General features: G+C 51.1%; 24 protein-coding genes and 1 tRNA gene. 13 read left to right on the forward strand and 12 right to left on the reverse strand.

Going from position 1 to position 26504, the window contains the following annotated elements; genetic code table 11:
- Window positions 1-77 precede the first annotated feature (77 nt).
- The 7 genes from tsaB to J0X00_RS16955 all read left to right on the forward strand — a co-directional run bounded on the left by tsaB (window position 78) and on the right by J0X00_RS16955 (window position 7728).
- Window positions 78-779 carry a tRNA (adenosine(37)-N6)-threonylcarbamoyltransferase complex dimerization subunit type 1 TsaB gene (tsaB, locus tag J0X00_RS16925; protein ID WP_136484296.1) on the forward strand — a complete coding sequence of 234 codons (702 nt, stop codon included), beginning with the start codon at window positions 78-80 and terminating at the stop codon, window positions 777-779.
- 70 nt (window positions 780-849) lie between these two features.
- Window positions 850-1149, forward strand: a complete 300-nt coding sequence (locus J0X00_RS16930) for a chromosome partitioning protein ParA (protein ID WP_136484295.1) — start codon at window positions 850-852, stop codon at window positions 1147-1149.
- A gap of 38 nt (window positions 1150-1187) precedes the next feature.
- Complete coding sequence (locus J0X00_RS16935) at window positions 1188-1748, forward strand: Slp family lipoprotein (RefSeq protein WP_282477277.1); 561 nt, start codon at window positions 1188-1190, stop codon at window positions 1746-1748.
- Window positions 1749-1791: 43 nt separating this feature from the next.
- Entirely contained in the window at window positions 1792-2649 is an 858-nt protein-coding gene (locus tag J0X00_RS16940; protein ID WP_282477278.1) for an alpha/beta hydrolase, read from the forward strand.
- Window positions 2650-2756: 107 nt separating this feature from the next.
- Entirely contained in the window at window positions 2757-4454 is a 1698-nt protein-coding gene (gene fadD, locus J0X00_RS16945; RefSeq protein WP_136484292.1) for a long-chain-fatty-acid--CoA ligase FadD, read from the forward strand.
- 105 nt (window positions 4455-4559) lie between these two features.
- The gene (gene rnd / locus J0X00_RS16950; RefSeq protein WP_136484291.1) at window positions 4560-5675 is read left to right on the forward strand and encodes a ribonuclease D; all 1116 of its coding nucleotides are present in this window, start codon (window positions 4560-4562) and stop codon (window positions 5673-5675) included.
- Window positions 5676-5880: 205 nt separating this feature from the next.
- On the forward strand, window positions 5881-7728 hold the full coding sequence (locus J0X00_RS16955; protein WP_282477279.1) for a M3 family metallopeptidase: 1848 nt from the start codon (window positions 5881-5883) through the stop codon (window positions 7726-7728).
- 49 nt (window positions 7729-7777) lie between these two features.
- On the opposite strand, the gene minE is transcribed toward J0X00_RS16955, so the two are convergent.
- Genes minE through minC form a run of 3 tightly spaced genes read right to left on the reverse strand, consistent with a single transcriptional unit; the run spans window position 7778 to window position 9558 of the window.
- On the reverse strand, window positions 7778-8041 hold the full coding sequence (gene minE, locus J0X00_RS16960; protein ID WP_136484289.1) for a cell division topological specificity factor MinE: 264 nt from the start codon (window positions 8039-8041) through the stop codon (window positions 7778-7780).
- Window positions 8042-8047: 6 nt separating this feature from the next.
- Complete coding sequence (minD, locus tag J0X00_RS16965; protein WP_136484288.1) at window positions 8048-8860, reverse strand: septum site-determining protein MinD; 813 nt, start codon at window positions 8858-8860, stop codon at window positions 8048-8050.
- 35 nt (window positions 8861-8895) lie between these two features.
- Window positions 8896-9558 carry a septum site-determining protein MinC gene (gene minC / locus J0X00_RS16970; protein WP_136484287.1) on the reverse strand — a complete coding sequence of 221 codons (663 nt, stop codon included), beginning with the start codon at window positions 9556-9558 and terminating at the stop codon, window positions 8896-8898.
- A 191-nt stretch (window positions 9559-9749) separates the two neighbouring features.
- On the opposite strand from minC, the gene J0X00_RS16975 reads away from it, so the two are divergent.
- From J0X00_RS16975 to J0X00_RS16990, 4 genes are all read left to right on the forward strand, one after another.
- A complete protein-coding gene (locus J0X00_RS16975) occupies window positions 9750-10028 on the forward strand; it encodes a YcgL domain-containing protein (RefSeq protein WP_136484286.1) in 279 nt (92 codons plus the stop codon).
- Window positions 10029-10052: 24 nt separating this feature from the next.
- Entirely contained in the window at window positions 10053-11024 is a 972-nt protein-coding gene (locus J0X00_RS16980; protein ID WP_282477280.1) for a lytic murein transglycosylase, read from the forward strand.
- A gap of 96 nt (window positions 11025-11120) precedes the next feature.
- Window positions 11121-12059, forward strand: a complete 939-nt coding sequence (locus J0X00_RS16985) for a LysR family transcriptional regulator (protein WP_282477281.1) — start codon at window positions 11121-11123, stop codon at window positions 12057-12059.
- Between the two features lie 316 nt (window positions 12060-12375).
- Complete coding sequence (locus J0X00_RS16990; RefSeq protein ID WP_282477282.1) at window positions 12376-13581, forward strand: NupC/NupG family nucleoside CNT transporter; 1206 nt, start codon at window positions 12376-12378, stop codon at window positions 13579-13581.
- Between the two features lie 111 nt (window positions 13582-13692).
- On the opposite strand, the gene folD is transcribed toward J0X00_RS16990, so the two are convergent.
- Entirely contained in the window at window positions 13693-14550 is an 858-nt protein-coding gene (gene folD, locus J0X00_RS16995) for a bifunctional methylenetetrahydrofolate dehydrogenase/methenyltetrahydrofolate cyclohydrolase FolD (RefSeq protein ID WP_136484282.1), read from the reverse strand.
- A gap of 202 nt (window positions 14551-14752) precedes the next feature.
- Between folD and J0X00_RS17000 the strand changes: the two genes are divergently transcribed.
- Window positions 14753-14829: transfer RNA gene (locus J0X00_RS17000), tRNA-Arg, on the forward strand.
- Window positions 14830-14990: 161 nt separating this feature from the next.
- Here the strand turns inward: J0X00_RS17000 and J0X00_RS17005 are convergent.
- The 7 genes from J0X00_RS17005 to J0X00_RS17035 all read right to left on the reverse strand — a co-directional run bounded on the left by J0X00_RS17005 (window position 14991) and on the right by J0X00_RS17035 (window position 23546).
- On the reverse strand, window positions 14991-16517 hold the full coding sequence (locus tag J0X00_RS17005) for a hypothetical protein (RefSeq protein ID WP_282477283.1): 1527 nt from the start codon (window positions 16515-16517) through the stop codon (window positions 14991-14993).
- A 195-nt stretch (window positions 16518-16712) separates the two neighbouring features.
- Window positions 16713-17699, reverse strand: coding sequence for a LacI family DNA-binding transcriptional regulator (locus tag J0X00_RS17010; protein ID WP_282478315.1), 987 nt, complete (start codon window positions 17697-17699; stop codon window positions 16713-16715).
- Window positions 17700-17835: 136 nt separating this feature from the next.
- The gene (locus J0X00_RS17015; RefSeq protein ID WP_282477284.1) at window positions 17836-19275 is read right to left on the reverse strand and encodes a 6-phospho-beta-glucosidase; all 1440 of its coding nucleotides are present in this window, start codon (window positions 19273-19275) and stop codon (window positions 17836-17838) included.
- An 11-nt stretch (window positions 19276-19286) separates the two neighbouring features.
- Window positions 19287-21170, reverse strand: coding sequence for a beta-glucoside-specific PTS transporter subunit IIABC (locus J0X00_RS17020; protein ID WP_282477285.1), 1884 nt, complete (start codon window positions 21168-21170; stop codon window positions 19287-19289).
- Between the two features lie 293 nt (window positions 21171-21463).
- The gene (locus J0X00_RS17025) at window positions 21464-22096 is read right to left on the reverse strand and encodes a recombinase family protein (protein ID WP_282477286.1); all 633 of its coding nucleotides are present in this window, start codon (window positions 22094-22096) and stop codon (window positions 21464-21466) included.
- A gap of 254 nt (window positions 22097-22350) precedes the next feature.
- Window positions 22351-22971, reverse strand: a complete 621-nt coding sequence (locus J0X00_RS17030) for a LysE family translocator (protein WP_218563313.1) — start codon at window positions 22969-22971, stop codon at window positions 22351-22353.
- Window positions 22972-23066: 95 nt separating this feature from the next.
- The gene (locus tag J0X00_RS17035) at window positions 23067-23546 is read right to left on the reverse strand and encodes a thioesterase family protein (protein WP_218563312.1); all 480 of its coding nucleotides are present in this window, start codon (window positions 23544-23546) and stop codon (window positions 23067-23069) included.
- A gap of 172 nt (window positions 23547-23718) precedes the next feature.
- On the opposite strand from J0X00_RS17035, the gene J0X00_RS17040 reads away from it, so the two are divergent.
- Window positions 23719-24474, forward strand: coding sequence for a ferredoxin--NADP reductase (locus J0X00_RS17040; protein ID WP_282477287.1), 756 nt, complete (start codon window positions 23719-23721; stop codon window positions 24472-24474).
- Between the two features lie 102 nt (window positions 24475-24576).
- On the opposite strand, the gene J0X00_RS17045 is transcribed toward J0X00_RS17040, so the two are convergent.
- A complete protein-coding gene (locus J0X00_RS17045; RefSeq protein ID WP_282477288.1) occupies window positions 24577-26502 on the reverse strand; it encodes a bifunctional diguanylate cyclase/phosphodiesterase in 1926 nt (641 codons plus the stop codon).
- Window positions 26503-26504 lie beyond the last annotated feature (2 nt).

Here is a 26504-nt window from a genome sequence, read left to right on the forward strand (position 1 = left end):
GCCAGTGAAAGTAGGGGTATCCTGCCCGGGCGACTTTGTTTGGATTTATTAACTACAGCAATAATTTAGAGATATTCATGAGCGCAAAAATTCTTGCCATCGATACCGCAACCGAAGCATGTTCGGTCGCACTCCTGGTGGGCGATAAACTGTATTCTCGCAGTGAAGTGGCTCCCCGTGATCACACCAAAAAGATTCTGCCGATGGTCGATGAGGTGCTGAAAGAAGCGGGTTTAACACTGCAAGAGTTAGACGCGCTGGCGTTTGGTCGTGGCCCTGGCAGTTTCACCGGGGTTAGGATTGGTATCGGTATTGCGCAGGGACTGGCTTTTGGTGCCGACCTGCCGATGATCGGCGTGTCGACTCTGGCGGCAATGGCTCAGGGAGCTTACCGGACTCAGGGGGCAACCCATGTTGCGTGTGCGATTGATGCACGTATGAGTGAAGTGTACTGGGGACGCTATGTGCGTCAGGCCGACGGCAGCTGGCAGACGGTGGATGAAGAGTGTGTGATTCCACCTCAGGCTCTGGCTGACAATATCGCCGCCGATGCACAGACCTGGGCCACGGTGGGGACCGGTTGGGATGCTTATCCGCAGGAGCTGGCGACGCTACCGCTGACGATTCAGAGCAGTGAAGTGCTTTATCCGCAGGCGCAGGATATGGTGATTCTGGCCAAGCAGGCGTTTGAGCAAGGTCACACCGTCGCAGTGGAGGACTCCAGCCCGGTCTATCTGCGTGATACTGTGGCATGGAAAAAACTGCCGGGTCGTGAATAACGGACAGAATGCATAATGCAGCCCCCTGGGCCACAATGAAGGTGAACGTCATTTAACTGGAGCGCACAGTATGGTTTCAATTAACGGTCTGCCTCCCGCAAGGATACCGGGCGGCCACCGGACATCCAAAGCGAAGAAGAAGCCGCAGGCTGACCATGCCGCGTCCGAGGTCGCCCAGACCAGCAAAGTTGCCACGGCGGTGTCTCACTCTATCCGCCATATGGATGCGTCTGATTTCCAGCGTGCTCAGGTACAGTATGATTTGCCGGAAGGGCGATCGAGAAAGGCGCTCGAAGAGTATATGGATATAATGAATCACTCCAGAAAAGAGGAACTGGCACAGTTACTCGGAGTCGATATCTATATCTGATGGCGAGATATGCCTGTCTGATCGAATAGGGGCTCATTATGAAACGTTTCCAGATTCAGTCTGTTATTACCGCACTGGCGGCAGCTCTGCTGTTGTCAGCCTGCGCCACTTTACCTTCCCAGCTCACGGTAAACAGCGACAATGTGATCAGTGATTACTCGCGCTGGAGTGAGATTGATCCGGCCAGTCAGGCCGAAGTTCGTCTCGGTGGTGTGATTGCCAGTGTCACGAACCTGGCTGATAAAACCCGGATTGAAATCGTTAATCTGCCGATTGATGATGTGGGGCGTCCGAGTCTGACCAGCGAGCCGCAGGGGCGATTCGTCGCCTATGTGAACGGCTTTCTTGATCCGATCACCTACGGTCAGGGACGTCTGATTACCCTGGTCGGCACCACTACATCGCCGGAAATGGGCAAAGTCGGTGAATTCGAGCAGATGCTGCCGGTGATGAAAGCCAGTGGCTATTATCTGTGGAAAGTGACTGAGCGGGTAGTGATTGACGATATCGGGCCTTACCATTATCCGTGTCGCAATTTCTATTGTCGTCATTTTGATGATTTTCCTCGTGACGGGCGTGTCATTCAGGAAGTCAAATAAAGCGATGCAGGGAATCAAATAGAGCGATTCAAGAAGTGAAATAATGCTGCGTTCAACCTCTTATCCGATAGCCGGTGGTCAGCTTGCTGCGCTGGAAACCGGTGACCTGCAAACGGCCGAGTTCTCGGTCGTTTTTTTACATGGCTGGATGGACAATGCCGCCAGTTTTATCTCAGTAATGGCAGAGCTGCAGCAGGTCTGGCCAACCGCGCATCTGTGTGCCGTGGATCTGCCCGGTCATGGTTTATCCAGCCATAAAGCGGATAACCACTTTTATCCATTTCATCACTATATTGACGATATATACCAATTTTTGGCGCATTTTTCGCCAAACAGACGGATATTAGTCGGTCATTCACTTGGTGCATTAATCGCAAGTTGCTATAGTGCCGCCTTTCCTGACCAAGTGGTAGGATTAGTTCAGATTGAAGGGCTGGCCCCTTTGTCCGAAGCGCCTGAACTCAGTGTTGAGCGTTTACGGCGCGGCGTGCTCAGCCGCCAGCGTCTGCGGCGTAAACCGGAGCGCGGCTATCGCAGCTTTGAGCAGGCAGTCGAGCGACGGGCCGAAGCCAATCAGATTGCCGCGCCCTTAATCACGCCGGTAGTGGAACGAGGCATTGCCCAAGTGGACGGACAATGGCGCTGGCGCCACGACAGCGCACTGAAAGGTGAGTCGTTGTATCGCATGTCCCCTGAGCACGCTGAGACGATAATGGCGCAGATACGCTGTGTACAGCGTGTTATTCTGGGTAAGCGAGGTTACCCTCATTTAAAAGAGGATCGCCGCATTTACCCCGATGATCGCTTGGAGATGTTTACTATTTCTGGTGGTCACCATTGCCATCTTGAGCAACCCGGCCTCGTCGCAGAACTAATTTTAGGCTTAGTTAACAAAATTTAAACAAGTGTTTGAGACTTTCGTGCTCAAGCTCGCCGGCTGTGCTGTAATAGCATCATTCTAATAATGATAAACGATAATAATGCCAGCCTATGACGAGGAGTTTTACCGTGGATAAACCTTGGCTCTCACGTTATCCAAGTGATGTACCGGAAAGCATAAATCCGGACCAATATCTGTCATTGGTCGAAATGTTCGAGCAATCTGCCCGCCAGTATGCTGATCAGCCTGCGTTCATTAACATGGGGTCAGTGATGACCTACCGTAAACTGGAGGAGCGAAGCCGGGCGTTTGCGGCTTACCTGCAGAACGAACTCAAGCTGAAAAAGGGCGACCGCGTCGCACTAATGATGCCTAACCTGTTGCAGTATCCGGTTGCGCTGTTCGGCATCCTGCGAGCGGGTATGATTGCCGTGAACGTTAACCCGCTGTATACCCCTCGCGAGCTGGAGCATCAGCTCAACGATGCTGATGTGCGGGCAATCGTGATTGTTTCCAACTTTGCCAATACGCTAGAGCAGATCGTCGCCAATACCGCCGTCAAGCATGTGGTGCTGACCAGCCTGGGTCAGATGCTACCGCGTGCCAAAGGCACGGTGGTTGATTTTGTGGTCAAGTACATCAAAGGCATGGTGCCGAAGTACAATCTGCCCGGTGCAATCTCGATGCGCAAAGCGCTGCACAAAGGGCGTCGTCTGCAATACGTCAAACCCTTCATGTCCGGCGAAGACATTGCCTTTCTGCAATACACCGGCGGCACCACGGGGGTGGCCAAAGGGGCCATTCTGACTCACCGCAACATGGTCGCTAACGTGCTGCAGGCCAAAGGTGCCTATGGGCCGGTACTGCGGGAAGGGCGTGAGCTGGTGGTGACGGCACTGCCGCTTTATCACGTGTTTGCCCTGACGGTGAACTGCCTGCTGTTTATTGAAATGGGCGCGCAGAATTTACTGATCACTAACCCGCGCGATATTCCCGGCTTTATTAAAGAGCTGCAAAAGCATCCGTTTACCGCAATTACCGGGGTGAATACCCTGTTCAATGCGCTGGTCAACAATGAAGATTTCCGCGAGCTCGATTTCAGCAATATGACATTGTCGGTCGGCGGTGGTATGGCGGTGCAGCGCGCGGTGGCGGAGAAGTGGAAAAAGATCACCGGTATCCATTTGCTGGAAGGTTATGGCCTGACTGAGTGCTCGCCTCTGGTGACCGGTAACCCGTATGATCTGGTGGACTACTCCGGTGCGATTGGTCTGCCGGTGCCTTCGACCGAAGCGCGTATCGTCGATGAAGAGGGCAATGTGCTGCCGTTTGATCAGACCGGTGAGCTTCAGGTGCGTGGTCCGCAGGTGATGCAGGGTTACTGGCAGCGTCCGGAAGCGACCAAAGAGGTGATCGATCAGGACGGCTGGCTGTCGACCGGCGATATCGTGCGCTTTGACGAGCTGGGCATGATTTACATTGTTGACCGCAAGAAGGACATGATTTTGGTGTCCGGTTTTAACGTCTATCCGAATGAGATTGAAGATGTGGTGGCGCTTAACAGCAAGGTGCTGGAAGTGGCGGCGATCGGGCAATCGCACGAAGTGTCCGGTGAAGTGGTCAAGGTTTACGTGGTGAAAAGCGATGCCAGCCTGACCAAAGATGAAGTAATCGCTCACTGTCGCCAGCATCTGACCGGCTATAAAGTTCCGAAACTGGTCGAGTTTCGCGATGAACTGCCGAAAAGTAACGTCGGTAAAATCCTGCGCCGGGTTTTGCGTGAAGAAAACGAAGCGCAGCACGCGGAGCAGAGAAAAAGCGCGTAACGCACATATCACCATTTAATGTTACAATGCCGGCTTTAATTGTCGGCATTTTTATTCCCATGGAGTCAGGGCGATTTCAGCAGGGAGCCTTAAAGCGAGCCATTTGTGAATTATCAGATAATCAATCAACTCAATGATCTTCAACGTGTCTGCAGCCTGGCACGCGACGCAGACGTGGTGATGCTGGACACTGAATTTGTCCGCACCCGTACTTTTTACCCGCAGCTGGGCCTGATTCAGTTGTTCGATGGCGAGAACCTGTCGCTGATTGACCCGCAGGCGTTGGACGAGATGTCTCCGTTTGTGGAGTTGTTGCAGGATACCTCGGTACTCAAGGTACTGCATGCTTGTGGTGAAGACATTGAAGTGTTTAAAAACAGCTTCGGTTGTGTGCCGTTTCCTATGGTTGACACCCAAATCATGGCCGCGTTTCTGGGCTATGGTCTGTCGACCGGTTTTGCGGCACTGGCCCAGGATCTGTTAGGCGTGGAACTGGATAAAAGCGAATCGCGTACCGACTGGCTGGCCCGCCCGCTGTCGCAAAAGCAGCTGGAATACGCAGCAGCGGATGTGTTCTATCTGCTGCCGATGTATGAACAGTTGCTGGAACGAGTGACGAAAGCCGGCTGGTGGGAAGCGGCGCAGCAGGAATCTGAACTGTTGTCGGACAAGCGTGTCCGGGTTAGCGATCCAGAGTGTGCCTACCTGGATATCAAGGGAGCCTGGCAACTTAAACCGCGTGAACTGGCGGTCCTTAAGCCTCTGGCGACCTGGCGTTATAATGAAGCGGTTAAACGCGACCTGGCGCTCAACTTTGTGATTCGTGAAAACGATTTGCTGACCATCGCCCGTCTGGCGCTGCGCAGTCCGAAACGGATGGAAGAAGAGGGGATTGACCCGCATGTGATTCGTCGTCACAGCAGCAAAATCATTACCCTGGTGAAAGCCGCGCAGCAAACGCCACCGGATCAGTACCCGGCTAAAATCGTGCCGCTGATGGATTATCCGGGCTATAAGCAGCTGTTCAAAAAGCTGAAAGATGAAGTGAAAAATGTTTCACAAACCTCAGGTCTGGCGGCTGAGTTTCTGGCGTCTAAAAAACAGATCAACCAGCTTTTGAACTGGGTGTGGTTTGAAGATAAAGATCCGGCCAAATTGCCTGATCTGATGCAGAGCTGGCGTCAGCCGCTGCTCGGTAACAAGTTACTGGCGTTGGTGTAAGGCCAGTTTCTGAACGCATATCGTGACAAACCGGCCTTGAGGCCGGTTTTGCTTTTCTGGCGTATCGAACGGTATCCGGTTCTGCCTGCCGGATCGCAAAGCACTGACCTCGCTGTGCTATGATATGGATTCGGTTGATTATTCTTTATCGCGCGGTGCAGGCGTATTGACTGGAGCACGGCGGTTAAGGTTGAAAAGGAATCCAATGACAGCGACTCAATATCTCAACGATCTCAATCAGCGTTATCTGCAACTTCATCGGGTCAAAGAAGACTTTTTCTGGGATACCTATATGGGGATCAGTGATGATCATGATGGATCGACTCAGGCACAAACCGCCTGGACCCAGTTTCTCAGTGCTGGTGAGCAGATAACCACCATCCGGGCACAGATTGATGCGGCCCACAATATTGCCGACCCTGATCTGAAACAGCAGACTCTGACCGGTCTCAAGGGCTGGCTGGCGATGTTTGAATCTCATGCGCTGGAGTCCCAATCGGCTCAGCAGTTTAAATCCAGGCTGATTCAGTTTGAGTCTGACCTGTTTGAGAAAAAGCAGCAGCATCCGCTCTATTACCGTAATGAACAGGGCGAGCAGGTTGAAGCCTCGATTGTGACGTTGTCGTCCACTATTCGTACCCATGCTAACGAAGCGGTACGTGAGAGTGCTCATCAGGCGCTGCTCGGTCTGGAGCAGTGGCTGCTGGAGAATGGTTTTATTGAACTGGTGAAGCTGCGCAATGAATTTGCCCGCAGCCTGGGTTACGCCACCTTTTTTGATTACTCGGTGGCGAAAAAAGAAAAAATGACCACTGAGCAGCTGTTTACCATCCTGGATGACTTTGAGCTGCGTACCCGTGACAGCCATTTGCGCAGCCTGAATAATCTGGCCGATGAGAAAGGTGAGCAGTCGCTGAGCGGGCATAACTTCATCTTCTCTTTTGCTGGCGATGTGATGCGTGAACTGGACCCTTACGTGCCGTTTTCCCGCTCCCTGCGGCGCTGGGTAGAATCGTTTGGTCGTTTGAATATTGATTATTCCGGTGCTGAGCTGACTCTGGATCTGCTCGATCGCAAAGGCAAATATCCGAACGGTTTTTGCCACGGGCCGATTCCGTCGTTTTATGACCAGGGCCACTGGGTGGCGGCAAAAGTCAACTTCACCAGTAACGCTAAGCCGGATCAGGTCGGCAGCGGCTACGACGGTATTAACACTCTGTTCCATGAAGGTGGTCACGCGGCGCACTTTGCCAACGTGAAAATGAACGCTCCGTGTTTTTCTCAGGAGTTTGCGCCCACCTCCATGGCCTATGCTGAAACCCAGTCAATGTTCTGCGACAGTCTTCTGACCGATGCTGACTGGCTGAAAACCTACGCTCTTAACGCTAAAGGTGAGGCGGTGCCGGATGAAGTGATTAAAAGCATGGTCTTCAGCCGCCAGCCATTTAAAGCTTATGAGGAGCGCAGTATTCTGCTGGTGCCGTACTTTGAACGTGCGCTCTATGAGCTCAGCGATGCAGAGCTAACGCCGCAACGCATTACCGCACTGGCGCGTGAAACGGAGCAGCGTATTGTCGGTTTAGGGTGCAGTCCGCGACCGCTGCTGGCGATTCCGCATCTGCTGTCCGATGAATCGGCTTGTGCCTATCACGGTTATCTGCTGGCGCACATGGCGGTTTACCAGACCCGGGCCTATTTCCTCGACACATTGGGTTATCTGACCGATAACCCGCGTATTGGTCCGCTACTGGCCGAAAACTACTGGCATTGCGGAAACAGTCAGTCGCACAATGACACAATCAAGAGCCTGACCGGAGAGGGCTTTAATGCCAAGTACCTGGCGGATGTGTGTAACTTATCGCCAGAGCAGGCCTGGCAGGTCCAGCAGGATAAGATAACCGCGCTGGCGACACGTGAGCGGGCACCGGTCGCATCGCTCAATGCAACCATTAAGGTGGTCAACGGCGCACAAGAGATTGCGTCGAATGAGCAGTCTGATGAAGAGTTATGCCAGCAGTTTGAGCAGTATATTGCCAAGCATTATCACTGCTGAGCCGGATAGCAGAAAAACAAGAGCCGACCTGAGGTCGGCTCTTTGTCACTTACTTCTCGTCATCCGGTAGCTTAACGTTCAGTTCCAGCACTGCCAGATCGTCGCCCTTGTGTTCAAACGACAGCTCGACCATGTTTGGGTCAATTGCTACGTATTTGGCAATCACCTGCAGAATGTCTTCTTTCAACTGCGGCAGGTAGTTCGGAGCCGGATCATTCTGGCTGCGGCGCTCGGCCACGATGATCTGCAGACGCTCTTTGGCAAGGTTGGCTGAGGTTTTCTTCTGTGGTCGAAAAAACTCAAGTAATGACATAACGGTTTAGCCCCCAAAAAGTCGTTTAAAGATGCCTTTCTTCGGCTCGGTCAGGAAACGGAATTCCACTTGCTCACCCAGAAGACGTGACACTGTGTCCTGATAAGCCTGGCCCGCATCCGACTGATCGTCAAAAATGACCGGAATACCTTTGTTAGACGCATTCAGTACCGCCTGGCTCTCCGGAATGACACCAACCAGAGGCACATGCAGAATTTCTTCCACATCCTGCACCGACAGCATTTCACCCTGAGTGACACGTAGCGGGCTGTAGCGGGTCAGCAGCAGGTGCTGTTTCACTGGCTCAAGGCCTTGTTCAGCACGCAGTGATTTAGAGTCCAGAATACCCAGGATACGGTCAGAGTCGCGCACCGATGAGACTTCCGGGTTCGTGGTCACAATCGCTTCATCGGCGTAATACAATGCCATCAAAGCGCCTTGCTCAATACCGGCCGGTGAGTCACATACGATGAAGTCAAAATCCATCTCTTTCAGTTCGTTAAGAATGCGCTGTACGCCTTCTTTACTCAGGGCATCCTTGTCGCGGGTTTGTGAAGCCGGCAAGATGAACAGATTCTCGTTGCGCTTATCTTTAATCAGCGCCTGGTTCAGTGTGGCTTCTCCGTTGATCACATTAACAAAGTCGTAGACTACGCGGCGCTCACAACCCATGATCAAATCCAGATTACGCAGACCGATATCAAAATCGATTACCGCGGTCTTTTTACCTTGCAGCGCTAAACCTGACGCGATAGCTGCGCTGGAGGTGGTCTTACCAACCCCACCTTTTCCTGACGTAACGACAATGATGCGTGCCATTTGAGTTTTTCCTTCCGAATTTTTTACGAATTTTTTTAAATGGTGAGTACTTCAAAATGCAGTGAGTCATCAGTCATGCTGAGCATCACTTTTTTCTGCCAGAACTCACTTTCAATTTTATCGCTCAGCCAGTAATTACCCGCGATAGATACCAGCTCAGCTTGTAAATCATGACAGATAATTTTAGCTTCTTTCTGGCCACTGGCCCCGGCTATTGCCCGGCCACGCAGTGTGCCATGAATATGAATAGACCCGTCGGCAATGACTTCCGCACCCGGACTGACGTGATTAAGGATCACCAGGTCACCATCTTTAGCATAGACCTGCTGACCGGATCGGATCGGCGTACGGACTATTTTTGTCGGTGCCATTTTTGCCGGCGCTTTATTCGGGTTATTGCTGGTGGTCATCACTGCAAACCCGGCCTCTGATGCCTGTAACTGGCAACGCTTGTCTTTACATCCGGTCACACCAACCGGGATCAGGCCGGCTTCACTCATGCCCTGTTTCAGGGCCGGAAAGTCGAGATCCTGTTCGACTTTGGCAATATTGAGCACCACAGGTGCATTAGCAAAAAATGCAGGCGCCTGTGACACCTTCTGTTTCAGAAAATCGACCGCACTGGCGATGTGATTATCAGAAAGGTGTAAAACCGATAAAGTAAAACTGCTACCTTTCAGGTCATGGGTATTCGACATTGTAACGTTGACCTCAATAAACTCGTGGCTGCATGACAAAGAGCGTTGCCTGAGACTAGGTGACTCATGTTATATTCAGCGCATTGACGCAGCAAGCAGTCTTGCGGTCAAATGAGTGATTTGGGCACAATTTTGGTAAAAGTTGACCATTTATAAACAAAAACCGCCATTAGGTTAATAAAAGGCTCCTCATGCTTTGTTCTATCTATAAAAGTTCTAAGAAAGAAGGTACTTACCTTTACATTCCGAAACGCGATGACTTTTCACAGGTTCCTGACACTTTGATGCAGATGTTTGGTAAACCTGTCTTTGTTATGCTGGTGAATCTGGAAAAGCGCCAGTTAGCGCTGGTTGATGTGGAGAAGGTCAAAGCCTCGCTTGACGAACAAGGCTTCTTCTTGCAATTGCCGCCACCACCAGAGAACCTGTTAGAACAACACAAACAACGAAAAGCTCAAACCAAACACTGAGCGGGATGACTCGGGGAGGGCATCTTGAAAAAATTACTGTCAGTTATTCTGGGATTCACCCTTGCAACACCCGTTCTGGCCAATGAGGTCAGCTTTGAACAATATGTCGAAGGTCTTAAACAGCAGGCGCGTCAGGAAGGTATTTCAGAACAGATACTGACGGAGGCGTTTGACGGCGTCGAGTACAAGCCACGCGCTGTGGTGGCTGATCGCAATCAGCCAGAAAAAAAACTCACTCTGGATGAATACATTCCGCGCGCGGTACCGGACTGGAAAGTCAAACAAGCGCAGGAATTGTACGACGAGCACTACGACGAGCTACAGCGTATCGGCAAACAATATGGTGTGCAGCCGCGCTTTATCGTTGCTTTGTGGGGCGTCGAGAGTAATTTCGGCCGTCATATGGGCAACTATAGTGTGATTGATGCCTTGTCGACCATGGCTTACGAAGGACGCCGTGAGGAGTTTTTCCGTAAAGAGGCGATGGCTGCCTTGCAAATCCTCGAACAGGGTCATATCAGCGCAGATAAAATGAAAGGCTCCTGGGCGGGCGCGATGGGGCAATGTCAGTTTATGCCAAGCTCGTTCCTCTCTTTTGCCGCTGACGGCGACGGCGACGGTAAGAAAGACATCTGGGGCACCAAAGCCGATGTGTTTGCTTCTACCGCCAACTATCTGAGCAGTTCAGGCTGGGATGACAAATTTACCTGGGGCCGCCAGGTGAAGATCCCGCACGGTTTTGATCATGACCTGCAAGGACGTGAAGCCGATAAAGGTAAGTTGCTGCAGGAATGGAGCAAACTGGGCGTGACCCGATACGACGGCAAGCCTTTGCCAAAACTGGATAATGACATCAAAGCCTGGCTGATCATGCCGGATGATGAAAGCGGCCGTATTTATCTGGTTTATAATAACTACAACGTGTTGATGAAATGGAACCGCTCGTACTACTTTGCGCTCGCGGTCAGCCATCTCGCCGACCGGATTAAGTTTTAATTTCATCTTAAGGGCTCATCAGAGCCCTTATTTATTTAAAAAGGTTGTTATGTCTTTGCCATTTTTTGCGGCTATTCCGCTGCCTGAGGTGCCATAGTGTTTGCTGAACGGGCCAGTCAGATGGTGATGTTTGCTACGCTGATTAAACATCAGAGCTTTACTGCGGCAGCCCACAGCCTGGGTGTCTCCGTGTCGCATGTCAGTAAACAACTGGCTCAGCTTGAGGCTTCGGTTGGCATGAAACTGGTGCAGCGCACCACGCGCAGTTTTACGGTCACGGAAGCCGGGCAGGCGTTGTATCGGCACAGCGAGCAGCTGGTGGCGCTGGTCAGTGATGCTCAGAGTGAGCTCGACAGTCAGCGTGAGGAAGTGTCCGGCCTGCTGCGCCTTGGTTTATCCCAGTCATTTGACAGCTTACATGTGCTGCCGGCATTGCAAGAGCTGAGAGAGTTGTATCCGAGCCTGAAGGTTGAAGTGCATCTGTTTGACGGCAAGATAGATATGCTCAGTGAAGGGCTGGATTTGTGGATTACCAGTAATGAGCATTTACCGGAGGGCTACGTTGCCCGCCGTTTGGCAGATTGCCAGTTTGTGGTGGCCGCTTCTCCGGAATACCTGCTGCATCACGATACTCCGCAGACGCCTTATGACTTACAGACCCACAACTGCTTGATTTACCGTAGCTGGGAACGTGATTACACCAGTTGGGCCTTTCGACAGAGTGAGCAGCAGCTCAATATTAAGGTGGCCGGCAACTACTCGGTGGATTTGGCCGAAGCGGTACGCGAAGCGGCGGTTGCCGGTTGGGGCATTGCCTACCTGGCGACCTATCTGATTCGCGATGAGTTTCGTAATGGCCAGCTGATTCAGCTGCTGCCGGACTGGCAGGCGTGTCAGAATATGCCATTTTATGCGGTTTACCCAAGTCGTAAACATCTGCCCAGGAAAACCTCAGCGGTGATCGATTTCCTCAAGCAACGGATTGGTGAGCCCTGCTATTGGGACGCCCGTCTTGCGCCTTATGTCCGGCTCTGATCGCATTGATCGCGCAGCGTTCCGGCGGATCGGTTTGGTTAGCAAACGGCGACCTGTCGTGAGTGAAACACGATTTCCAGCCTCAAAATATGGCTCCCAGTCTCAAAACATTATTTCTCAGGCTCAAAATATTTTTTCCATATAGAAAATAAAAGCCAAGGCAAACGTTTAAGTTATTGCAGATCAATGGCTTATTTCTAACACGTCGTCAGCTTGTTGCATCCCTACACCTGATTAACAAACATCGGTTGCGCACACGTTTTCCTGCTATAGAATCCGGCGCCTTTCCTGTTTCCCTTTTGTGATTGGATGGCGTATGTCTTCTCTTATTGGTGTTGGCGCAATTCTGGTGATTGCGTGGTTACTTTCTACTGACAGAAAAAATATTCGGCTGCGTACCGTTGGCCTGGCCTTTGCGCTGCAGGTTCTGTTCGCACTGTTGGTGCTTTACGTACCGGCCGGTAAAGAGGTGCTCAATACGGTCACCCAGAGCGTATCGAACCTGATCAACTATGGTCAGGAAGGCATCAACTTCATGTTTGGTGGCATTGCGACCGGCAGTGTCGGTTTTGTTTTTGCCATCAACGTGCTGGGTATCATTATTTTCTTCTCGGCGCTGATTTCCGGCTTGTACCACATTGGCCTGATGCCGCGCATTATCAACTTGATCGGCGGTGGTATTCAGAAACTGCTCGGCACTGGCCGCGCGGAATCTTTGTCTGCCACAGCCAACATTTTCGTCGGTATGGTTGAAGCGCCGCTGGTGGTGAAGCCGTATCTGAAACAGATGAGCGATTCGCAGTTCTTTGCGGTGATGACCTGCGGCCTGGCTTCTGTTGCGGGTGGTACTCTGGTTGGCTACGCATCTCTGGGTGTGGATCTTGGCTACCTGATTGCGGCGGCGTTTATGTCAGCGCCAGCCGGTCTGCTGATGGCGAAACTGCTGGTTCCTGAGCAGGAGCCGTTGCAGGTTCAGGCACAAGATCTTAAACCTGAAATGCCGCAAGCGACCAACGTGGTGGAAGCGGTCGCAGATGGTGCCATGTCTGGTCTGCGCATTGCTGTTGCCGTTGGTGCGACTTTGCTGGCCTTTGTCAGTGTGATTGCGATGCTGAATGGCCTGTTAGGCTGGGTGGGTGACCTGTTTGGCATGCAACTGAGCTTTGAGCTGCTGCTGGGTTACCTGTTTGCGCCTCTGGCATGGTTAATTGGTGTGCCATGGAACGAAGCCATGGTGGCAGGTTCGCTGATCGGTAACAAGATTGTGGTGAACGAGTTTGTGGCCTTTATCCAGCTGATGGATGTCAAGAGCCAGCTCAGTGCGCATTCTCAGGCCATCGTGACCTTTGCTCTGTGTGGTTTTGCCAACATCTCCAGTATGGCGATCCTGATTGGCGGCCTGGGCAGCCTGATTCCTGAGCGTCGTCCTTTTATCGCGCAATACGGTTTCCGCGCGATTGCAGCTGGTGTACTGGCGAACCTGATGAGTGCGGCAATTGCCGGTGTGATTTTGTCACTGTAAGCCGCCTCTGACCTTTATCCGGATAAAAAGCACCCCAGCCATGCTGGGGTGCTTTTTTACTGTTCAGCGCCGCAGCGCTGACTCGGACATCGACCGACTGAGATACGGCACTTACTTGGTGTGGTATTGCTCGCACGCCAGCATGGTGTTCTCAATCAGGCTGGCAACCGTCATCGGACCCACACCGCCTGGTACCGGAGTGATGAAGCTGGCTTTGCTGCGCGCAACATCATATTCCACATCACCAACCAGTTTACCGGTATCAAGACGGTTGATACCGACATCGATCACCACCGCACCTTCTTTAATCCAGGCGCCCGGAATAAAGTTAGGTTTACCCACAGCGACAACCAGAACGTCAGCCTGACGTACGTGGTGCTCCAGATCTTTAGTGAAGCGGTGACACGTTGTGGTGGTACAACCTGCCAGCAGCAGTTCCAGTGTCATTGGGCGGCCAACGATATTCGATGCACCGACCACAACAGCGTGTTTGCCGCGCAGCGGGATATTGTAACGGTCCAGCAGGGTAATGATGCCTTTTGGCGTACAAGAGCGAATTTTTGGAATGCGTTGCGCTAAACGGCCCACGTTGTATGGATGGAAACCATCAACGTCTTTCTCAGGAACAATACGCTCCAGCACATGTGTGCTGTCAATTCCGGCTGGAAGTGGCAGCTGAACCAGAATACCGTCGATTTCAGGATCTTCGTTCAGTTGGTCAACCAGGGCCAGCAGCTCGGCTTCAGTGGCTGAGGCCGGTAAGTCATACGACTTAGATACAAAGCCAACTTCTTCACACGCGCGGCGTTTACTGCCGACATACACCTGAGAAGCCGGGTCTTCACCCACTAACACAACAGCCAGTCCGGGAGCGCGTAGCCCTGCCTGAGTACGGGCCTTAACACGGGCCGCAACTTCGGAGCGGACTGTTTGAGAAATGAGTGTCCCATCAATATTTTGAGCGGTCATGACTTTCCTTTACACATTCGTAGCGAAAATTTTCGCGCGCATTGTCGCAGAAATTTGAGATAACATCTATAAGCAAACGTTTGCTTTGTTGTGTTTTTCAACGCTTACCCACTAAGTGACAAATTTTTAGTCATTTGAAACAGAATGTTAGTGAAAGCCGTTGATTTACACATTTGAACTCGTATAATCCTTTCCCTGTAGCGCGCCCTTAGCTCAGCTGGATAGAGCACGTCCCTTCTAAGGATGTGGTCGTAGGTTCGAATCCTACAGGGCGTGCCATTTATTTAAAAAGGCCCCGGCAGTTTCTGTCGGGGCCTTTTGCATTCTAGCTCATCGATTAACTTTGTGATGCTAGCGACTGAGTTTGGCACTGGTGTGGCAATTATCAGCGTAATCTGAACCGCAATAAAAGAACAGCGCCCGCAGGCGCTGTTTTCAGTTTAGAACGAAGCACTCAGCCAGGTGTGCGGCTGGTATTTCAGTTCGTCCTGATAAGCTTCTTGTTGTTGGACTGAGCTAAGCAGCGGCAGTCGGTCAGCGAAATCCACACTGTTGATGCCTCCACTAGTAAGCGGGTAGGCATTGAGGTGGCCGAAGGTGAAAGCTTCTTCCAGATCGTCGGCGTCAGTATGTAGTAACGAAATTTCGTATTTAGCTGCAGTATTGCCTGACCATAAACCATCTATGGAGTCATCAAAACTCATCACCGGCACCGAAGTGTTATAAGCTGAGTAGATGACTTGTGTAGCACTGTTACCGCCAGCGGAAACCGTGACTAGCAGACGCTGGATTGTATCGTCATGAGCAGTTGGGTCGGATGAGGTAACAAGACAAGTTCCCAAGTCTGACGTGCTGCAAGATTCGATAGATAATGCTTCTGACGCAGGCAAATTAACACTGCTCATTGAGGTTGAGGAATCATGTGAGATGTCTGGTGTCGTCATCGCTTCAGTATGTTCGAAATTCCAGTCGTTACGAATCCCGGCCATATTCACGAAATAGTTGTCATCACTGATTTGTGAGCTGTAACTATAGCTTTCATCATTAGCAGACAGCGGTTGCCATAGAAGCGCGCCAGTACCTTGCTGGTAGATGTACATGTTTGCTTCGCTGAGCGTGTCAACGTCGGTTGGCGCAGTCCAGTCCAGATCAGAATACGTCACATCATCCAGAACAATCGGTGATGAGAAACTATAGTCACTGAGTTCGGAAAGACTAAGTATTTTAAACGCTTGTAAATAGTTGATGGTATCTGAAGAGTTACCGTAACGAACTGCTAGTACTTGTTTGTTCGATAAAGTCGAAAAGCTTAAGGGGGTGGAGTTAGTACCCAGATTTGCATAATAACCAGTCAGGTCAGATAAGTCCTGGTTATAAGTGTTAAATCCGTAGTAGTACTGTTGAGCTGTGGATGCATTGGCGATGTACGAATTCCTATCCACAGAAGAAATGGTATTCGCGAGAATACAGGAACCGCCTGATGCAGTAGTGCGTCGAACAGCCAGATCAAAATTGGTTGGCAGCATTTCTTTAGAAAAGGTTGTTGCATCAAAAGAGTCAACGCCGCCCGCACTAAGTTTACGAACAAAGCTAACGTAGCCGTCACTTGGTACAAGTGACTGACGGAAACGGTAATGAGTACTACTTGCACCCCAGTTTGCCGATGTAAAGGTGTGCGCAACAGAACCATCAGCATTATGGATGACAATGCTAAAGCTGTATTCGTCCGAATCAGAGGTCGCCTCATAGCCGATCACTTTTGAGCCTGGGTTTTCAGCGTCATCGTAGCCAAATATCTGACAATTGGTTGTTGTGCTATTTGACATAGCATATAGCTTAATGAAATCGACATTGAAATACGCTACCGGAGCTGGCGTGGAGCCACCGCCACCACCGCCACCGCCGCCACATCCGGTCAGTAGGGTTGCAGCCAGTAAGTTCGCTGTTATGGTTAGCTTAGCATTCATCAGAAGTCTCTCAATACAAATAATGATCAGATGAAAGCAAAAAGCGTACCTGAAAAATATTTCAGTAAAATCAATTTAATATTATGTTTTTTCGCTTTTGGGATCTGATGGTGGCAGAGCTTTTCCGCCGGAGGAAGTCATTGATGTCCGCAGTGGCAAAACTCTTCCACTGCGGCTGATATTTTGAACCGGCGCTTAGCGTGCGGCGATTGAGTCGCGGATCTTGAGTTCTCCGGCCAGGCTAAGCGCGTTGGCGGATTCTTTTTCACCCAAAGCGAGTAAAATTCCTTTTTGAATCATCTGCTCCAGCGGGACGCTGACGGACGTCAGGCTCGGTGTGACAAATTTACCCATCTTGATATTATCAAACCCGGCAATCGAGATATCCTGTGGAATCGTGTATCCAAGTTCCATCAGGGCTTTCATCGCGCCCAGCGCCATATCATCATTGCCGGATAATACGGCGCTGAAATCTGTCTTGCGGGCGATAAGTTGCTGTGCAGCGTGATAGCCGCTTTCGGGAGTCCAGTTACCCTGGACGATGAGTTGAGGATCTGGCGTTAAACCATGCTGTGCCAGTTGGTCACAATAGGCCTGATAGCGGATCTCTCCGGTTACTGAGCCGTTGCTGCCGCGGATAAAGGCGATGCGACGATGGCCCTGCTGCAGGATATGCTCCATCATCATGACGGCACTGTGGTAGTGATCGGTGGTTACGCTGTAGGGTTCCAGACTGCGGTTAAGCACAGTAATCGGGGTGGGGGTCGCTTGGATAATCTCGGTCAGTGCCCGGTCGCTCAGGTACTTTGGATAAACCACAATCCCGGCGCATTTCATATCGAGCAGAAAATTAATTGCGTTGCGCTCATCTTCGGCGCTGTGTTTGCCATCGGCGAGAACCAGCTGGTGGCCATGTTGTTCGCTGAAAGCGGCGGCATGATAGACCAAAGAGGAGAAATACGGGCCGTTATACAGCGCGTTGGTCATGACAAAGCCGATAAAGTGAGTCTTTTGCGTGGCGAGCTGCCTGGCCAGCAGGTTAGGGCGGTAACCTGTCTCTTCTATTGCTTTAAATACCGCCTGAGTGACTTCGGGACGCACGATGTTTTTGCCGTTCAGCACGCGTGATACGGTCGATTTCGATACGCCAGCTCGTCTGGCTACGTCCTGCATGGTCACCATAGTGTTTTCCATTCATTATCAGTGCCACACCTGCCAGAACCGTCGCGGGGGGCTGACTGTTCTGGCGGTGCTGACTGCATATTGCGGTTAAGGCTTGTGTCCCCAAGCGAAATGGCTTGGCGTCAGGTCAGCAATATTAGAGAGTCTCCCCATTGGAAGCAATCACCTCTTTGTACCAGTGGAATGACTTCTTCTTCATCCGTTCCAGCGTGCCGCTGCCATCGTTGTGTTTATCCACGTAGATAAAGCCGTAACGTTTTTTCATTTCGCCGGTGGTAAAGGAGACCAGGTCAATGCAGCCCCAAGGGGTGTAACCCATCAGGTCAACACCATCAATAGTGACTGCTTTTTTCATTTCGCGGATGTGCTCGCGCAGATAATCGATACGGTAGTCATCGTTGATTTCGCCGTTTTCATCGATGGTGTCTACGGCGCCAAAGCCGTTTTCGACAATGAACAGCGGCACTTCGTAACGTTCATACAGCGAAGCGAGAGAGAAGCGCAGGCCAACCGGATCAATTTGCCAGCCCCAGTCACTCGCTTTCACATACGGGTTTTTCACCGAGAACTCGCTGCTGCCGTCCATGCTCTCACCGTTTGAGTTACGCACCGTGGAATCAACCGTGTTTGACATGTAGTAACTGAAACCCATGTAATCGGCTTTGCCTTCTTTGAGTATGGCTTCATCGCCCTCTTCAATGGCAATCTGATAGCCTTTCAGTGCCCAGTCGCGTTTGGCATAAGACGGGTAGTGGCCTTTCACCATGACGTCAGAGAAGAAATAACGGTCACGCATCGCCACTTCGGCCAGCATCACATCGTCCGGTTTGGAAGAGAACGGGTAGAAAGGCACCATGGCACACATACAGCCGACCTGCAGATTCGGGTTAAGCGCATGGGCCTGCTTGACCACCATGGCACTGGCAACAAACTGGTGGTGCACCGCCTGATACATGGCTTCTTCCGGGCGTTCGTATTCAGAAAATTTCACCCCGGAGCACATCCAGCCGAAGATATCCGCCGAGGTGTTCTTCTGGTTATTAATCTCGTTAAAGGTCATCCAGTATTTGACCTTGTGCTGGTAGCGTTCAATCACGGTCATAGAATACTTGACGAAGAAATCGATCACCTTGCGGCTCATCCAGCCTTTGTGCTCTTTAGCCAGATGATACGGCATCTCGAAATGGCTCAGGGTCACGACCGGTTCGATGCCGTATTTGAGTAGCTCGTCAAACAGGTCGTCGTAGAATTTCAGTCCGGCTTCACACGGTTCAGCTTCGTCACCATTCGGGAAAATACGCGTCCAGGCGATACTGGTGCGGAAGCACTTAAAGCCCATTTCGGCGAACAGTGCAATGTCTTGCGGGTAGCGGTTGTAAAAATCAATCGCGACCTGGTTAGGGTACTGCTCATCCGGCTGCACGCCATCGGTAATACGACGCTGTACGCCATGGGCTCCGGCAGTCAGTACGTCGACTACGCTGATACCTTTGCCATCCTGGTCCCAGCCACCTTCCAGCTGGTGTGCCGCGACCGCGCCGCCCCAGAGAAAATCATTTGGAAATGTGTTGTTCATAACTACTCCTGTTAAGACATTTGAATCATAGGTTGACCGGTGGAAATCTGACCGTCATCAGCAAGAAACTGCAGTGAAAACTCGTCACTGTTGAGAATAATGAACGGCGTAGTGAGATCGTAACCGGCTTGTTCAATCGGTTGTTTGTCGAATTCAATCAGGGCATCACCGGCGCGCACTTGCTGGCCGACACTAACCAGAGTTTTAAAGTATTGTCCTTTGAGATTGACGGTATCGAGGCCGACATGGATCAGCAGCTCGGCGCCATTACTGCAGGTCAGCCCGACCGCGTGCTGGCTTTCGATAACCGAAGAGACTTCAGCGTCACAGGGGGCGGTGATCAATCCCTCACTTGGCACGATGGCAATACCATCACCCAGCAGCTTTTGCGCAAAGCTTTCGTCATTGACTGAGCTCAGGGCAATACGGGCTCCGTTGGCCGGGCTGAGCAGGGTCAGAGCTTTGGCTGCGGGTTCCACAGCAGGTTGTGACTCGCTGGTTGGCGCTTTTGCTTTCTGGTCCGATTCAGACTGAGGATCTTCAAACCCAATCATGTACACCAGTGTGGTGGTGACGACAATCGCAGTCGCAACACCCGCCAGCAGACCGATAAAGGACATCGGGTTCTCCGGACTGATGGCGTTGACAATTGTCAGCAGGCCAGGCAGACCCGCATAAGCGTAGTAGTAGCTGCCAAACAGGCTGGTGACGACAGCGCCAATAGCACCACCGATACAGCCGCACAGAAACGGCTTTTTCAGACGGAGCGTGACACCGTACAGCGCGGGCTCGGTAATACCAAAAATCCCGGTAATACCTGCTGAGAACGAGGTGGTTTTGAACAGTTTATTGCGTGACTTAAAGCCGACGGCAAATGCAGCGGCCATCTGGGCAATCACGGCAATTGACTGAAAGGCCTGGAAGGAGTCGCGGCCATAGGTATCGAAGTTGGAAATGACGACGGGGGTAATACCCCAGTGTACACCGAACACCACGATCATCTGCCAGACACCACCCACCAGAGCGGCAGCCAGCGGCGGGAAGGTATCAAACAGCCAGTTATAGCTTGCTGCAATACCGCTCGCGGCAGCGCTGGTAACCGGACCAATCAGGATCAGAGTCAGAGGAACCATCACCAGCATACAGACCAGCGGCGTGAACAGTTCGCTGACCACGGCCGGAATGACACGCTTGGCAAAGCGCTCCACGTAAGACATGCCCCACACCATGAAAATCGGCGGCAAAACGGAAGCGGTATAGACGGTTTTAGCCAGCGGGATCGACAGGAAGGTGATGAGCTCGCCATTGGCGATTTGCGCAGCCATCTCACCCCATGACGGGTTGATCAACGCACAGCTGCACAGCACCGCAATAAAAGGGTTACAGCGAAAATGTTTGGCGGCCGTCATGGCGATGAACACAGGAAGGAACACGAACGGGGTCCAGGACATAAAGTTCAGCACCGCGAAGGTACCGCTCTCACTGACGCCCGGTGCAAAATGGCGGGTGACGATCAGTGCGCCCTGCAAAATACCGGCTGCGGCGAGGACGAAAATGATCGGCGCAAAGATGGCGGACATCGATGCGATAACCGCATCGAAAATACGCACCTTGCTGTCACTGTTTTGCAGCAGGCTCTGGTCAACCAGGCCTGATAAGCTTTCGTACACATCGGCAACGTGCGTGCCAATGACGACCTGAAACTGACCGCCACTGATCACGACAGTGATGACACCGGGCAGGGATTTAATCTGGTCGGCAGCAGAATCGGGAACCTCTTTTAAAACCAGGCGCAGGCGGGTGGCACAACGGGTAAAACTAATGATGTTCTCTTGTCCGCCGACGTGGGACAGGATGTCCTTCGCCAGCTGGGCATAATCTCGGATGGTAGCCATGAGTTATCACCTTTTTGTTTAACGTTCAGTGGGCTGTTTCTGTTGTGTTTATTTTTTGAAACCGGTTGCAGCGTATAGTTTGAAACCGGTTGCTGCAACCGGTTTCAAAGTGAAGTGTGTGCCTGTTATCAAATTGCGATTGTTCTGCGAGCTTGATCGCTTTTTCGTCAAGTCAGAGTGAAGAGAGGAGGTGTGAATCGTGAGAAATGTAGTTAAGGTGCTGAAATTGTTTGATTTTAATTTCGGGTGACTTTCAACGGATTAGCGATTGTTTGACGTCACCCAAAAAAGCGTTAATGGTTGGCGGGTTTCTTAGTCCGGTCGCGCAGTGAATCGGATTCATCAAAATGGCGGATTTTACGTTTGACCCGTTTCACGGTCGATAAACTGCACTGACAGCGTTGTGCGACTTCATCGAGCGTCTTGCCTTCCCACAACAAGGCAGCTATCTGCTGGTGCTTTTTTTTGTCCGCCGGACGACCGCGGAATTTTTCCTGCCATGCTTTAGGATCGTCGCGTAGCACTTGCCGGCTTAATTCTGCCGCCTGCAGTCTGTAGCGGGTATCAGCTAATGCGTAACCATGCAGCAATGCCAATACGGTTGTGGCGCTTTCACTGTCAGGCTGGATGACCAGTGCAGGCTGGTGGGTTTGCAGCGTGACTCTCTTTTCTATTAGCTGGGCAATCACTTGCTGACATAACTGAAAGTCACGGCTGATACTCGTCAGCCAGTTGACGATCAGTACATCGCCGGGCTGCAGCGACGCCAGCAGAGCGGCGAAATCCGGTCGTTCCAGTGGAGCCATCCGGCCGCGCGCTGAATCTTCGATATGAATCGCTGCGGGAAACGCAGCCTGCAACGCTTGCTTATTACGCTGAAAATCCGGATTTCGCGGAGAAAAGCGTGAATAGGTATATTGGGTCATCACGGCACTTGGGTCTATTTGATGTTATAGCTCATAAATATACCGTTTCGTCATCTTATGTAAACCTGCGCTTCATCAAGCCATGTTTGCTTGAAGCATATTTGCCGGAACCATGGCTGCTTAACCTATGTTTGGTGCGCTTAACTTATGTTTGGTCCGCTTAACCTATGTTTGGTCTGCTCAACCTATGCTGCAAAACAAAACCAACGGCCTGGGCCGCTGGTTACAAGAGAAATTGGTGGGATGCGGGGCAATCAGCTGACAAAAAGCCAGATACCGACGCCCATCATCAGTGAGCCGGCGATTCGATTCATCAGGCGTACATTCTGGGATTTACTCAGCGCACGTTTCAGTCCTTTTCCTCCGGTGGCGTACAGCGTCATACAGACAAACTCAGAAAGCATGATGATAGAGACCAGAAATATCAGCTGCGGCGCCAGGCTGGCGGACTGATCGATAAAGGGAGGCAGCAGCGAGATCATAAATGCCCAGCCTTTCGGGTTGGCGATTGCGGTGACAAATCCCTGCACCACCAGGCCCCATTGGCTGCCTTGGTAAGTGGCCCCGGTTTCTGCACTGAGGGCCAGCTTGCCTTTAGATAGCCACATCTGAATGCCAAGGTAGAACAGGTAAGCTGCGCCTACGGTTTTAAAGGCCACAAACAGCCACGGATAGTTAAGCATGATGGCGGCAATACCGACCACTGCGGAGACTGCGACCACAGCCACACCGACCAGTTCACCAATCATCATCCACAGGGTGCGTTTGTAGCCAATACTCATTCCCAGAGTCAGTGCTAAAGTCATGCACATCCCCGGAGTAATAGAAACAAAGAAAAAGGTCGGAATAAACATGCCGAGCAGGGCGGTATTCATAGCAAAGCCTAAAAGATGTTGTTGAAAGGCCAACAATAATCCGTGCTACTCGGTTAAGCAATATACCAAATGCGTTGCGGGCCGTTTTTTTACTCTTATCGCTCTGCGTTATCGTTTTCACTCAGGCTCTGTACCGGAACGGCCATATCTGAGCCTTGCAGACGGCGAATAGCACTGACGATACTGTCCGGCAATTGCGCTTTACTGCCGTGGTTAAAATCAAACATCACCACCGTCGCTGTGCCTGTGGTGGTCACTTTACCGAGTTTCTTACTGACAATCTGATATTCCATGCTAAAGCGGTCGGAGTGAATATCACACACTCTGGAGCCAACCAGCAGGGTGTCCGGATAGGTTACCGGGATCTTGTAACGGCTATGGGTTTCGCTCAGCACAGGACCTATGTTGTCACGGGCGAGTTCATCCATCAGATTGATATGGTGGAAATAATCGATACGTGCGGTTTCGAAATAACGAAAATAGACCACATTATTGACGTGTTGCAGCGCATCCATCTCTCCCCAGGCGACCGGAATCTCAGTGACAACCGGGAAATCATTCAGCAGCTCGTTCATACCTTGGTTCCTTAATAGCGGTAATTTAGACTAATTATTCTAAGCTTTATCGGATAGGGTTGTCGGTGAGGTCGTTAACAAAATATTAACCTAAATATGTAAACTTAAAACTTTACATATTTAGGTGTCAGGCGTAACGTGAAGATCCACTCACTGGTGAGGAGGAACAATCATGAGTTCACATACCGGATATCATCGCGCACAGGTTGTTGAACGTGTTGACTGGACCAATGAATTGTTTTCATTGCGCGTCTCTCATACCCCACTGGATTTTGTCGCGGGTCAGTTTACTAAGCTGGGCCTGGAAACGGCTGATGGTGAGTTAATCAGCCGCGCGTATTCACTGGTTAATGCCCCGGATACACAAAACGGGCATGAATTTCTGATTACGACTGTGCCACAAGGGAAACTTTCTCCCTCGCTGCAGGCTCTGGTTGCGGGCGATAGCATCTGGGTCGGTGACAGTGCGCACGGCGATTTGACCCGGGCTTCTGTCCCGGAGCAGACTCAGGATTTGTGGTTGTTAGCGACGGGGACCGGGATCGGACCTTTTCTTTCCTTGTTGCAGGGGCGGCAACTTGCGCCGCGCAGAATCATTTTGGTACATGGGGTGCGATTTGCCCGGGATTTGGCGTATCAGGCTTTGATTCACAAGCTATTGAATGAGTATCAGGGCCAGCTTAGTTATCATCCGGTGGTCAGCCGCGAGCCGGTGGAAAATACGCTGCAAGGGCGAATCCCTGCTCTGATTGACAGCGCTGCGCTGCAAAATGCAGCCGGAGTCCGGATGTCACCACAGCACAGCTTTGCCATGTTATGCGGCAATCCGGATATGATTAAAGACACGATTAAGTCACTGCAAAACCAGGGTCTGGAACGCTATCGTCAGGCTACTGGCGGCAATATCATGCATGAACGCTACTGGTAAAAAGCGATGATTAGAAAGCGACGAGCAGAAAACAGAGCGCTATTGCATCCGTCTCTCAAAACGGAATTAGTCTCTCACAACGGAATCAGTCGCTTAAAGTAGTTACGCGTAGTGGCTGCTTAGCACTTTCTCCCGGGGGTTGGCGAAATACTGCTGGCTGAACAGAGCAAACTGTTGCTTGCTGATGGGCTTGGAAAAGTAGTAGCCCTGATATTCGTCGACCCCCAGTTGCTGCAGGTGGTGCAGTTGGATCTCATCTTCGACCCCTTCGGCGACGACTTTAATGCCCAACTGATGTGAGAGGGTCACGATGGCAGAAATAAAGAATTTCTGTTGGTCCATGGTGCATAAATCACGCACAAACGATTTGTCTATTTTCAGTTTGTTGAAACGTAAATGATTGAGGTTGTACAGGGATGACCAACCGGTTCCGAAGTCATCCAGAGCCAGACGAATATTGAGATCTTCCAAACGGCGGATAATACTGACACTGCGGTCAATTTCATCCAGTGTCATGGTTTCGGTAATTTCCAGCACAATCGAGTCGAGATAGTTTTTCTCTCTGCTAAAAATCTCCTGCACCAACTCAGGCAACTCTTCATCAAACAGCGAGTCTGAAAGGTTGATCGCGACATCAATCCGCGCATCGAAGTGATGCCAGTCGGTGGACAGAGCCCGATAAACCTGCTCCATAATCCAGCGCCCCAGAGCTTTGGCCTGGCCTGTTTCCTCAGCAATGCGAATCAGGTACTCAGGATTAATGAAACCGTAGGTCGGATGATCCCAGCGTAACAGAGCTTCGCAGCCCAGACGTGCACAGCCCGGATTGATTATCGGTTGGTAGACCATAAACAGTTGCTGTTGATCGTCTATGGACAGCAACACTTCCAGTTCATCACACAGTTCGCGTTTTTTACGGTGTGCCAGATCGCGTTCTTTGGTGAAGTAGATGATCCGCTGTGCGGCGTTTTTCTTCGCTACGTTTAACGCTAAATCGGCATTGTTGAGTAAGACACTGAATTTTTTACTCTGCTGAGGGTGAGTGTGTTCAACCTGATCACTGGATGCGATACCAATCGCGATGTGCATCCGGCGTGAAGGGTCGAGAAATTGCAGTTTACTATCCAGTTCACTGCGCAGGCTGGCGATGAACATATCAAGATTGATATCGAGACGGTCAACCACAATAGCAAACTGGTCTGCGCCAACCCGCGCGCACAGCAGTTGATAATGCTCAGCGTGTTGGTTGATGATATGGCTGATATCACTGAGAATCCGGTCACCGTATTCATAGCTGATCACGTCATTAATTTCACGGAAATGGCAAATATCCAGCAGCACCAGTGAAAAATCGGCGCGCTGTTTGCCCAGACTGCGAATCTGCTTTAACAGATAGTTGCGGTTTTTCAGTTTGGTCAGAGGGTCGTGCCAGGCCATGAACTTTTGGTAGCGGGTATCGCGATAGACCCGAAAAGAGAGGTAGGCCAGAACCACCAAAATCAACGCCATGTTGTACAGAACCGTCTGTTTGTTCTCTTCAATAATGGCGCGGCTGCGCACTGATTCTTCCCCGGTCAGGGTGGTAATGATCAGGTTGCGAATCAGCGGCATGTATGACTTCAGTTCATCAGAAAACTGATTGAGCGCTTCGACTCTGCCAGCAATGACTGCTGCTTCATATTTACGTAGGATGTCGAACGCAGCGGAAATGATAGGTTGAGCGCTGCCCTGCAGGCGAACCGCTTCAGTTTCATCACTGGTCAGAAAGGTATCGAAACGGTTCCACAGAATATCGTACTTAAGATTGAGTTGACGTAACGAGCGTCTGTCGCGCAGCAAAAACAGATCCAGCTGATTGGAAAACTCCAAGGTCTCTATCTCCAGCTGGGACAGAGACCAGGCGGACAGTTGGGTATGTTTAGTCAGCAGGTTATAGGTATTATGGAATGAAATCAGTGTCCAGATGGAAAACAGAAACAGTCCAAAAACAAATACGATATAAAATGCAATATGACGGCTGATACTCACAG

The sequence above is a fragment of the Vibrio sp. ABG19 genome, from assembly GCF_029962385.1.
Classification (GTDB): Bacteria; Pseudomonadota; Gammaproteobacteria; order Enterobacterales; family Vibrionaceae; genus Vibrio; species Vibrio ostreae.

Coding starts and splice junctions, on each gene's coding strand:
- tsaB (WP_136484296.1), top strand. CDS start 78: ATGAGCGCAAAAATTCTTGCCATCGATACCGCAACCGAAGCATGTTCG.
- J0X00_RS16930 (WP_136484295.1), top strand. CDS start 850: ATGGTTTCAATTAACGGTCTGCCTCCCGCAAGGATACCGGGCGGCCAC.
- J0X00_RS16935 (WP_282477277.1), top strand. CDS start 1,188: ATGAAACGTTTCCAGATTCAGTCTGTTATTACCGCACTGGCGGCAGCT.
- J0X00_RS16940 (WP_282477278.1), top strand. CDS start 1,792: ATGCTGCGTTCAACCTCTTATCCGATAGCCGGTGGTCAGCTTGCTGCG.
- J0X00_RS16955 (WP_282477279.1), top strand. CDS start 5,881: ATGACAGCGACTCAATATCTCAACGATCTCAATCAGCGTTATCTGCAA.
- minE (WP_136484289.1), bottom strand. CDS start 8,041: ATGTCATTACTTGAGTTTTTTCGACCACAGAAGAAAACCTCAGCCAAC.
- minD (WP_136484288.1), bottom strand. CDS start 8,860: ATGGCACGCATCATTGTCGTTACGTCAGGAAAAGGTGGGGTTGGTAAG.
- minC (WP_136484287.1), bottom strand. CDS start 9,558: ATGTCGAATACCCATGACCTGAAAGGTAGCAGTTTTACTTTATCGGTT.
- J0X00_RS16975 (WP_136484286.1), top strand. CDS start 9,750: ATGCTTTGTTCTATCTATAAAAGTTCTAAGAAAGAAGGTACTTACCTT.
- J0X00_RS16990 (WP_282477282.1), top strand. CDS start 12,376: ATGTCTTCTCTTATTGGTGTTGGCGCAATTCTGGTGATTGCGTGGTTA.
- folD (WP_136484282.1), bottom strand. CDS start 14,550: ATGACCGCTCAAAATATTGATGGGACACTCATTTCTCAAACAGTCCGC.
- J0X00_RS17005 (WP_282477283.1), bottom strand. CDS start 16,517: ATGAATGCTAAGCTAACCATAACAGCGAACTTACTGGCTGCAACCCTA.
- J0X00_RS17010 (WP_282478315.1), bottom strand. CDS start 17,699: ATGGTGACCATGCAGGACGTAGCCAGACGAGCTGGCGTATCGAAATCG.
- J0X00_RS17015 (WP_282477284.1), bottom strand. CDS start 19,275: ATGAACAACACATTTCCAAATGATTTTCTCTGGGGCGGCGCGGTCGCG.
- J0X00_RS17020 (WP_282477285.1), bottom strand. CDS start 21,170: ATGGCTACCATCCGAGATTATGCCCAGCTGGCGAAGGACATCCTGTCC.
- J0X00_RS17025 (WP_282477286.1), bottom strand. CDS start 22,096: ATGACCCAATATACCTATTCACGCTTTTCTCCGCGAAATCCGGATTTT.
- J0X00_RS17030 (WP_218563313.1), bottom strand. CDS start 22,971: ATGAATACCGCCCTGCTCGGCATGTTTATTCCGACCTTTTTCTTTGTT.
- J0X00_RS17035 (WP_218563312.1), bottom strand. CDS start 23,546: ATGAACGAGCTGCTGAATGATTTCCCGGTTGTCACTGAGATTCCGGTC.
- J0X00_RS17040 (WP_282477287.1), top strand. CDS start 23,719: ATGAGTTCACATACCGGATATCATCGCGCACAGGTTGTTGAACGTGTT.